This window comes from Helicobacter pylori (genome assembly GCF_003638305.1).
GTDB classification, from domain to species: Bacteria; Campylobacterota; Campylobacteria; order Campylobacterales; family Helicobacteraceae; genus Helicobacter; species Helicobacter pylori_DJ.
On sequence record NZ_MVYP01000007.1, the window covers coordinates 52,028 to 61,312 of the forward strand.

The following is a 9,285-nucleotide window of genomic DNA, read 5'->3' on the forward strand; positions in this document are numbered from 1 at the left end:
ATAGGGGGTATTTTGAAATAATTCCCCCTACAACCCCCCTTAAATAACCCCCTAACCCAAGAAGACCGCTTTTTTTAAAAAGTTATCGCTTACTCACGCAAGCTTTTTGTCATTGATTGTAAAAAAACGCTTTTTAGTATTTTTGCATTCCATCATTCAATGCGAACAAGAGTGGTATTTTTCTAAAAATTCTTTTTTAAAATTCAAAAACCGCTTTTCTAAAATGGCTTTTCTGGCGTTTTTAACCAGCTCTAAATAAAAATGCAAATTGTGCAAGCTAGCTAAACGAGCGTAGGTGAGTTCTTTAGCCCTAAAGAGATGGTGCAAATAGGCTTTAGAATAGCGTTTGCAAGCATAACAAGCGCAATTTTCTTCAATAGGGGTATCATCCAATTTATAGGGCGCGTTTTTGATAGAAATCTTGCCAGAATGCGTGAAAAGGGTGGCGTTTCTGGCGTTTCTGGTGGGCATCACACAATCAAACATATCCACCCCTAAACTGATAGCGTCTAGGATATTTTCAGGCGTGCCTACGCCCATTAAGTAGCGAGGCTTGTCTTTGGGGAGCAAGGGGGCGGTGTGAGCGATCGTTTCTAGCATTTTATCTGCGCTTTCCCCCACCGCTAAACCGCCTATAGCATAACCATCAAAACCTTCATGCGTCAATTCCACGCTAAGGCTTCGCATTTTCAAATGCGTGCCGCCCTGGATAATGGCAAAAATGTTGTTGTTGGGGCGGTTTTTTTCTTTGTGGTATTCTAGGCTCATATTCGCCCATTTAGCGCTTCTTTTAATGGATTCTTCAAGGCGTTTTAAGGGAGCGGGCAAGCCCACTAAATCGTCTAAAACCATCATAATATCGCTATTCAAAGAATATTGAATGTCTAAAACTTTAGCGGGCGTGAAGAAATGCTTGCTCCCATCAATATGGGATTTAAAAACGATCCCGTCTTCTTGCAATTTGACGTTATCGCTCAAGCTGAAGGCTTGAAACCCTCCACTATCGGTTAAAAAACTCCCATGAAATTGAGCGAAACGATGCAAACCCCCTAATTGTTCAACCACTTTCTCACCCGGCCTTAAATACATGTGATAGGTGTTGGCTAGAATGAGTTTAGCGCCTAAAATTTCTTGCATATCCATAGCGTCTAAAGATTTGATACAGCCTTGCGTGCCTACGGGCATAAAAACGGGTGTCTCTACTTGAGAATGGGCTAAATTTAAAAGACCAGCTCGCGCGTGTTTGTCAGTCGCTTGGAGTTGAAAATCCATCGTTTAAGCCTTAATCTTGGATATAATGGCGTAATCATTTTTTAGGAAGTTTGGAATTGAAAAAAATCGCCCTTATTCTAGATGGCATTGTAGCAAAAAATTTTTTAGACTTGGTGCTAAGGCATTATTCTAATCATAATTTTTATATAGTGGTTGTCAAAAATGAGAGCCTTATCCCTAAAAACTACCCAAGCACTTTCGCTTTTTATTGTTTTGATGCGACTTCTAGTTTCAGGCTTTTGCAAGTGTTAAACGATGAGGTGAGCGATGCGTTTTTAATCATACAAGATTTTAAAGAACAGCGCATCATTCATAAAATCATTCAGACCCATTTCAAACGCATGCGCGTGGTTTTGAGCGTGAAAAAAGATGGTGAAAAAACCTTAGAAAATAATGAAGAAAATAAAGATGAAAAGCTTATTTTGATTGATGAATTTGAAGTTTTAGCCAATAAATTCATTTCTCGTTTGCCTAATATCCCTAGCACCCCTAGAGAGTTTGGGTTAGGCAAGGGCGAGATCATGGAGATTGATGTGCCTTTTGGGAGCGTTTTTGCTTACAGACATATTGGCTCTATCAGGCAAAAAGAATACAGGATTGTAGGGCTTTATCGCAACGATGTTTTGTTGCTCTCCACTAAATCTTTGGTTATCCAGCCGCGAGACATTCTTTTAGTGGCAGGTAATCCTGAAATTTTAAACGCGGTGTATCATCAAGTCAAAAGCAATGTGGGGCAGTTCCCAGCCCCCTTTGGTAAGAGCATTTATTTATACATTGATATGCGTTTGCAGAACAGAAAAGCGATGATGCGCGATGTGTATCAGGCCTTGTTTTTGCACAAACATTTAAAGAGCTACAAGCTCTACATTCAGGTTTTACACCCCACTAGCCCTAAGTTTTACCACAAATTTTTAGCGCTAGAAACCGAAAGCATTGAAGTGAATTTTGATTTTTACGGGAAAAGTTTTATCCAAAAACTTCATGAAGACCACCAAAAAAAAATGGGCCTAATCGTGGTAGGCAGAGAGCTTTTTTTATCTAAAAAACACCGAAAGGCCTTGTATAAAACAGCCACCCCAGTTTATAAAACCAACACTTCCGGCTTGTTTAAAACCTCTCAAAGCGTGGTGGTTTTGAATGAAAGCTTGGATATTAATGAGGACATGTCTTCAGTGATCTTTGATGTGTCTATGCAAATGGATTTGGGCTTGTTGCTCTATGATTTTGACCCTAACAAGCGCTATAAAAACGAGATTGTCAATCATTATGAAAATTTAGCCAACGCGCTCAACCGCAAGATTGAGATTTTCCAAACCGATATTAGAAATCCTATCATGTATCTCAATTCTTTAAGAAATCCCATTTTGCATTTCATGCCTTTTGAAGAGTGCATCACGCACACGCGCTTTTGGTGGTTTTTATCCACTAAAGTGGAAAAATTAGCGTTTTTAAACGATGATAACCCTCAAATTTTTATCCCTGTAGCGGAGTGAAAGAATGCAAGAAATCTTAATCCCTTTAAAAGAAAAAAGCTATAAAGTGTTTTTGGGGGAACTGCCTGAAATAAAATTGAAACAAAAAGCGCTCATCATTAGCGATAGCATCGTGGCCGGGTTGCATTTGCCCTATTTATTAGAGCGCTTGAAAGCCTTAGAAGTCAGAGTGTGCGTGATAGAGTCTGGGGAAAAATACAAAAATTTTCATTCATTAGAGCGGATCTTAAACAACGCCTTTGAAATGCAATTAAACCGCCATTCTTTAATGATAGCCCTTGGTGGGGGAGTGATAAGCGATATGGTGGGGTTTGCGAGCAGTATTTATTTTAGGGGGATTGATTTTATTAATATCCCTACGACTTTACTCGCTCAAGTGGATGCGAGCGTGGGAGGGAAAACAGGGATCAATACGCCTTATGGCAAGAATTTAATCGGATCGTTCCACCAGCCTAAAGCGGTTTATATTGATTTAGCTTTTTTAAAAACCCTTGAAAAAAGGGAATTTCAAGCAGGGGTGGCTGAAATCATTAAAATGGCGGTGTGTTTTGATAAAAACCTGGTAGAAAGATTGGAAACAAAGGATTTAAAAGATTGTTTAGAAGAAGTAATCTTCCAAAGCGTCAGTATCAAAGCTCAAGTCGTTGTTCAAGATGAAAAAGAGCAAAACATCAGGGCCGGGTTGAACTATGGGCATACCTTTGGGCATGCGATAGAAAACGAGACTGATTATGAGCGATTTTTGCATGGCGAAGCGATCGCTATTGGCATGCGCATGGCGAATGATTTAGCCCTTTCTTTAGGCATGCTCAATTTAAAAGAATACGAACGCATAGAAAATTTATTGAAAAAATTTGATTTGGTATTCAATTACCAAATCCTTGATCTTCAAAAATTTTACGAACGCTTGTTTTTAGACAAAAAAAGCGAGGATAAGACAATCAAATTCATTCTGCCTAAAGGCATTGGAGCGTTTGAAGCGGTCTCTCATATCCCTAAAGAAACGATCATAAAGGTGTTAGAAAAATGGCATTAAGGGTATTATTATTCTTTTGTTTTTTGTTTTTACAAGCAGAAGATAAAAGCCAAGAATTATCATCCATACAAAAACAAATGGCTTTGGTGGATAAAAAACTCGCCAAAGACGATAACGTGTGGTTGAAAAAATTTGAAAACTACAAGATCTACAACCAGATTTATACCGAAAAAGAGAGCGTGAGGCAGGAATTAAGGCGTTTAAAAAACAAAAAAAGCAAGGATTTATTAAAGATTAGCACCTTAGAGCATACCCTAAAGGCTTTAGAGTCCCAACAAAAAATGTTTGAAAGCTATGGGGTCAATCCTTTTAAGGATTTGATAGAGCGTCCCAATATCCCCAATATCCCTAATATCGCTAACCCTATTGCGATCATTGATGGCATTTCTTTCATTAAAAGCATGCGTTTAAAGCATGAAAGTCTTAAAAATAACCAAACTGCTTTAGAAGAAGTTTTAAAGCTTTTAGATCAAAAACACCAGCTTTTAAATGAGTGGCACGCCTTAGACAAAAGCGCGAAACTAAGCGATGAGATTTATCAAACTCAAGCCAAACGCTTAGAATTGCAAGGGGCTCAAAACATTCTAAAAACCACGATCGGGATTTTCCAAAAAGACAGCGATGAAGCTATAAGCATTGTCAAATCTCAAGTTAAAAACCAGCTTTTTAAATTGGTTTATGTGTTTTTAGCGGCCCTTTTGAGCGTGGTGTTTGCGTGGATTTTAAAAATCATTTCCAGCAAATACATTGAAAATAATGAGCGCGTCTATACCGTGAATAAAGCCATTAACTTCGTGAATGTGAGCGTGATCGTTTTAATTTTTCTTTTTTCTTATTTAGAAAATGTTACTTACTTGGTAACGGTTTTAGGCTTTGCGAGCGCGGGCTTAGCGATTGCGATGAAGGATTTATTCATGAGCTTGCTTGGGTGGTTTATTATTTTGATTGGGGGGAGCGTGCATGTGGGTGATAGGGTGCGTATCGCTAAGGGGACGGATATTTTTATTGGCGATGTGTTGGATATTTCTATGTTGCACATTACGATTTTAGAAGATGTAACCTTTACCACTTACACGAATAACAGGAGAGCGGGCCGAATTATCTTTGTGCCTAATAATTATATTTTCACCACCATGTTCGCTAATTACAGCCATTTTGGGATGAAAACGGTTTGGGATGGCGTGGATTTTTGCGTTACATTTGATTCTGATTTTAAAAAAGCGTCTAAAATTGCGCTCAATATCGCTACAGAATTGTCTAAAGAATACACGGATATTACCTATAAACAGCTCAATAAAATGCGCGACCGGTATTCTTTAAGGAGCTTGAGTGTGAAGCCTCGATGCTTTTTGATGCCTGAAAATAACGGGATAAAAATCTCGGTGTGGTATCAAACCAATTCGTATGCAACCATGTCTTTAAGGAGCAAGATTGTGGCTGAAATCGTTGAAGCTTTTTTGAAAGAAGAAAATATTCATATCGCTTATACGACCAGCAAGCTGCTTAAAGTGGATGCTGATGCTCTAGGCGATGGCTTTGGGAATAAAAGGGAACAAAAATGAAAAAAGTCTATTTCAAAACTTTTGGGTGCAGGACGAATCTTTTTGACACGCAAGTGATGGGTGAGAATTTGAAGGACTTTGGCACGACTTTAGAAGAACAAGAAGCCGATATTATTGTAATCAATTCTTGCACCGTAACCAATGGGGCCGATAGCGCGGTAAGAAGCTACGCTAAAAAAATGGCGCGATTAAATAAAGAAGTGCTATTTACTGGCTGTGGGGTGAAAACTCAAGGCAAAGAGCTTTTTGAAAAAGGGTTTTTAAAGGGCGTTTTTGGGCATGACAATAAAGAAAAGATTAACGCGCTTTTACAAGAAAAAAAGCGTTTTTTTATAGATGACAATTTAGAAAACAAGCACCTAGACACCACGATGGTGAGCGAGTTTGTGGGAAAAACCAGGGCGTTTATCAAGATCCAAGAGGGCTGTGATTTTGACTGCAATTATTGCATTATCCCAAGCGTGAGAGGGAGGGCTAGGAGTTTTGAAGAGAGGAAAATTTTAGAGCAAGTGGGCCTTTTATGCTCTAAAGGGGTTCAAGAAGTGGTTTTAACCGGCACCAATGTGGGGAGCTATGGGAAGGATAGAGGAAGCAATATCGCACGATTGATTAAAAAATTAAGCCAGATTGCTGGATTAAAACGCATTAGGATTGGGAGCTTAGAGCCTAATCAAATCAACGATGAATTTTTAGAGCTTTTAGAAGAGGATTTTTTAGAAAAACATTTGCATATCGCTTTACAGCACAGCCATGATTTCATGCTAGAGAGGATGAATAGAAGAAACCGCACCAAAAGCGATAGGGAATTATTAGAGATAATCGCTTCTAAGAATTTTGCTATCGGCACGGATTTTATTGTGGGGCATCCGGGCGAGAGCGAAAGCGTTTTTGAAAAGGCGTTTAAAAATTTAGAGGGCTTGCCTTTAACGCACATCCACCCTTTTATTTACAGCAAGCGAAAAGACACCCCCTCTAGTTTGATGCGTGATAGCGTGAGTTTGGAAGTTTCTAAAAAGCGTTTGAATGCGATTAAAGATTTGATTTTCCATAAAAATAAGGCGTTCAGGCAATTGCAACTCAAGCTCAACACGCCCCTAAAAGCCTTAGTGGAAGCACAAAAAGACGGCGAATTTAAAGCCTTAGATCAATTTTTCAACCCCATTAAAATCAAAAGCGATAAGCCTTTAAGGGCTAGTTTTTTAGAAATCAAAGAGTATGAAATTAAGGAGAGGGAAAACCATGCCGTTTTCTAAATTTTTAGAAAACCTCACCGCTCCCTTTAAACGCATCAAAAACCGCTCGCTTGTTTTGGCGTTAGGGTTTTTGATGCTTACTTTTTGCTTGTTGCTTTTTTTAATCTTAAGCGATGTTTCTAGGCTCATATCGGGTAAGGACTTTTTTTATGTGATCCAATCCCACCCTAAGCAAACTCTAATTGAAGATGAAAATTATTTTTATGCTAACAAGGGTCTTTATAAAACCAACAAAGAAGCTTTTTTAAGGGTTTATAAAATCCCAGAAAGCATGCCCATAGAAAGACGAGAAAATTTAAGCAAGGGTTCTAAAATGAATTTAGCGTTGCTTTTTTTCATTTCTAGCATGCTTTTTGGGATCTTTTGGCGTTTGCCCAAACGATTGGACACTAAAATGAGTTTAGAGAGCGCGCGCAAAAACGAATTAGAAAATGCATTCCAGCGATACGATGTGCTAGGGGTGCGTTTTGAAGATATTGCAGGGGTGGATGAAGTCAAAGAAGAATTACTAGAAGTGATAGATTATTTAAAAAACCCTAAAAAATACCAGGATTTAGGGATTTTTCTCCCTAAAGGCGTGCTTTTAATCGGGCCTCCTGGAGTGGGGAAAACCATGATCGCTAAAGCCTTAGCGAGTGAAGCCAGAGTGCCGTTTTTTTATGAAAGCGGGAGCGCGTTCTCTCAAATTTATGTGGGGGCTGGAGCTAAAAAAGTGCATGAACTTTTCATGCATGCTAAAAGGCATGCCCCATCTATTATTTTTATTGATGAAATTGACGCTTTGGGTAAGGCTAGGGGAGGGCATAGGAGCGATGAAAGAGAGGCCACGCTTAATCAGCTTTTAACCGAAATGGATGGGTTTTTGCAAAACGATGAGGTGGTGGTGATAGGAGCGACTAACCAAATGGAAGTGATGGATGAAGCGCTATTAAGGAGCAAGCGTTTTGATCGGCGTATTTTCATTTCTTTACCGGATTTACTAGAAAGACAAAGCATTTTAGAAAAGCTTTTAGAAAACAAAAAACACGCGCTCAATTATCTTAAGATCGCTAAAATTTGCGTGGGTTTTAGCGGGGCGATGTTGGCGACTTTAATCAATGAAAGCGCTTTAAACGCCCTCAAACACCAACGAAAAGAAATCACTCATGGCGATATTTTGGAAGTGAAAGACAAGATCGCTTATGGCAAGAAAAAGCCCCAAACCTTAGACGAAAACCAAAAGGAATTAGTCGCTCTCTATCAAAGCGCGAAAGCCTTGAGTGCGTATTGGCTAGAAATTGAATTTGATAAAGCGCCAATATTAGGGGAATTTATCGCCTTTAATGAGAATAAAATCCATAGCGAAAGCGAGATTAAAAATTACATTAAAGTGTATTTGAGCGGGACAATTATTTTAGAGTTGCTTTATAAGGAGCGTTATAGTCTGTCTAAACAAGATTTGCAAAAAGCGAAATTTTTGAATGAATTTATGGCTAGCGAGCTTCTTTTAACCCCTACAAAAGAGTCTTTAAGCGTTCTTTATGAAGAGCAATTGGAGTTTTTAAAACCGCAAATTGCGGCTTGCAAGCGATTGAGCGCTCTATTATTGGAGCAAGAATGTTTAGAGCATGCAAACTTCTATGATTTGTTGAATGGGTGAAAATGCGTTTTTTTAGTGGTTTTGGGTTTGTTAATGAAAGCGTTTTGTTTGAAGAGTGGCTTTTAAAAGGGGCTTATGATGTGTCAGGCTTTTCTATGGGAGCGATTAAGGCGATAGAATACGCTTATAATGAAATCTCACAACAGCACCGCATCCATTCCTTATTATTGTTTTCGCCTTGCATGCTAGCGCATAAGAGTTTGGCGTTCAAACGCTTGCAACTTTCTTCGTTTCAAAAAGACCCGCAAAGCTACATGGACAACTTTTATGAAGAAGTGGGCTTGAGCACTCAATTGGAGCGTTTTAAAAAAGAGGCTTCTTTAGAAGAATTAGAATTTTTATTGAATTACAAGTATAGTGATTCTATAATTAGACTTTTATTAGAAAAAGGCGTGAAGATTGAAGTGTTTATCGGGTTAAAAGACAGGATCACTGATATTCAAGCCCTTTTAGAATTTTTTATGCCTTTAGTTCAAGTGTGGCAGTTTAAGGATTGCAACCATTTGTTGCAAAAATCTTAAAAAAGGTGGAAGATGAAAAAATTTGGTTTAGGGGTGTATTTGCTTCTTTTAGGTATTTTGGGCGGCTCTTTGATCATTCTAGGAGCGATAGTCGCGCCCATTGTTTTCAAAGCTTCAAGCATTTTACCTGAATTGAATCTGACTCCCTTTGAGAGCGGGAAACTCATGGCGCAAATCTTTGTGCGTTTCAATTATGTTTTAGGCGCGATCGGTTTTGTGGTGTTACTTTATGAAATCATTTCGTTTATTTATTATAAAAGATCGTTAGTGTATTTGATCCTTGGCGTGGCGATAGGGGCGTTGTGTTTGCTCTTTGTTTTTTATTACACGCCTTATATTTTAAACGCGCAAAAAGTGGGCGAAGCCGCACTTCAAAGCGCTGAATTTGCCCGCTCGCACGCTCAAAGCGAATGGCTGTTTAAGGAATTGTTTGTGCTGGTGTGCACTTTGTTTTTTTTGGCGTTTGTTTGGAAAAAATGCGGTTTGATTTAAAGGGGAGGTTTTACTAT

General features: G+C 38.8%; 7 protein-coding genes and 1 pseudogene. 7 read left to right on the forward strand and 1 reads right to left on the reverse strand.

All coding sequences use genetic code 11. The features are described from left to right. Window positions 1-156 precede the first annotated feature (156 nt). The gene (tgt, locus tag EAL04_RS04390) at window positions 157-1,272 is read right to left on the reverse strand and encodes a tRNA guanosine(34) transglycosylase Tgt (protein ID WP_120973542.1); all 1,116 of its coding nucleotides are present in this window, start codon (window positions 1,270-1,272) and stop codon (window positions 157-159) included. Window positions 1,273-1,328: 56 nt separating this feature from the next. Between tgt and EAL04_RS04395 the strand changes: the two genes are divergently transcribed. The 7 genes and pseudogenes from EAL04_RS04395 to EAL04_RS04425 all read left to right on the forward strand — a co-directional run bounded on the left by EAL04_RS04395 (window position 1,329) and on the right by EAL04_RS04425 (window position 9,263). Continuing rightward, window positions 1,329-2,765: a COG3400 family protein gene (locus EAL04_RS04395; protein WP_162982485.1), complete on the forward strand. Its 1,437-nt coding sequence runs from the start codon at window positions 1,329-1,331 to the stop codon at window positions 2,763-2,765. 4 nt (window positions 2,766-2,769) lie between these two features. Then, window positions 2,770-3,801, forward strand: a complete 1,032-nt coding sequence (gene aroB / locus EAL04_RS04400) for a 3-dehydroquinate synthase (RefSeq protein ID WP_120973547.1) — start codon at window positions 2,770-2,772, stop codon at window positions 3,799-3,801. Next, window positions 3,792-5,363, forward strand: coding sequence for a mechanosensitive ion channel family protein (locus EAL04_RS04405; RefSeq protein ID WP_001218224.1), 1,572 nt, complete (start codon window positions 3,792-3,794; stop codon window positions 5,361-5,363). Before aroB ends, EAL04_RS04405 begins: the two co-directional genes overlap by 10 nt. Further along, window positions 5,360-6,616, forward strand: a complete 1,257-nt coding sequence (gene mtaB, locus EAL04_RS04410) for a tRNA (N(6)-L-threonylcarbamoyladenosine(37)-C(2))-methylthiotransferase MtaB (RefSeq protein WP_120973552.1) — start codon at window positions 5,360-5,362, stop codon at window positions 6,614-6,616. Before EAL04_RS04405 ends, mtaB begins: the two co-directional genes overlap by 4 nt. Continuing rightward, window positions 6,603-8,255 carry an AAA family ATPase gene (locus EAL04_RS04415; protein WP_120973555.1) on the forward strand — a complete coding sequence of 551 codons (1,653 nt, stop codon included), beginning with the start codon at window positions 6,603-6,605 and terminating at the stop codon, window positions 8,253-8,255. Before mtaB ends, EAL04_RS04415 begins: the two co-directional genes overlap by 14 nt. 2 nt (window positions 8,256-8,257) lie before the next feature. Continuing rightward, window positions 8,258-8,776 carry a pimelyl-ACP methyl ester esterase BioV gene (bioV, locus tag EAL04_RS04420; protein WP_120973558.1) on the forward strand — a complete coding sequence of 173 codons (519 nt, stop codon included), beginning with the start codon at window positions 8,258-8,260 and terminating at the stop codon, window positions 8,774-8,776. 12 nt (window positions 8,777-8,788) lie between these two features. Beyond that, window positions 8,789-9,263 (forward strand): annotated as a pseudogene (locus EAL04_RS04425) (DUF4149 domain-containing protein). Window positions 9,264-9,285: the final 22 nt, after the last annotated feature.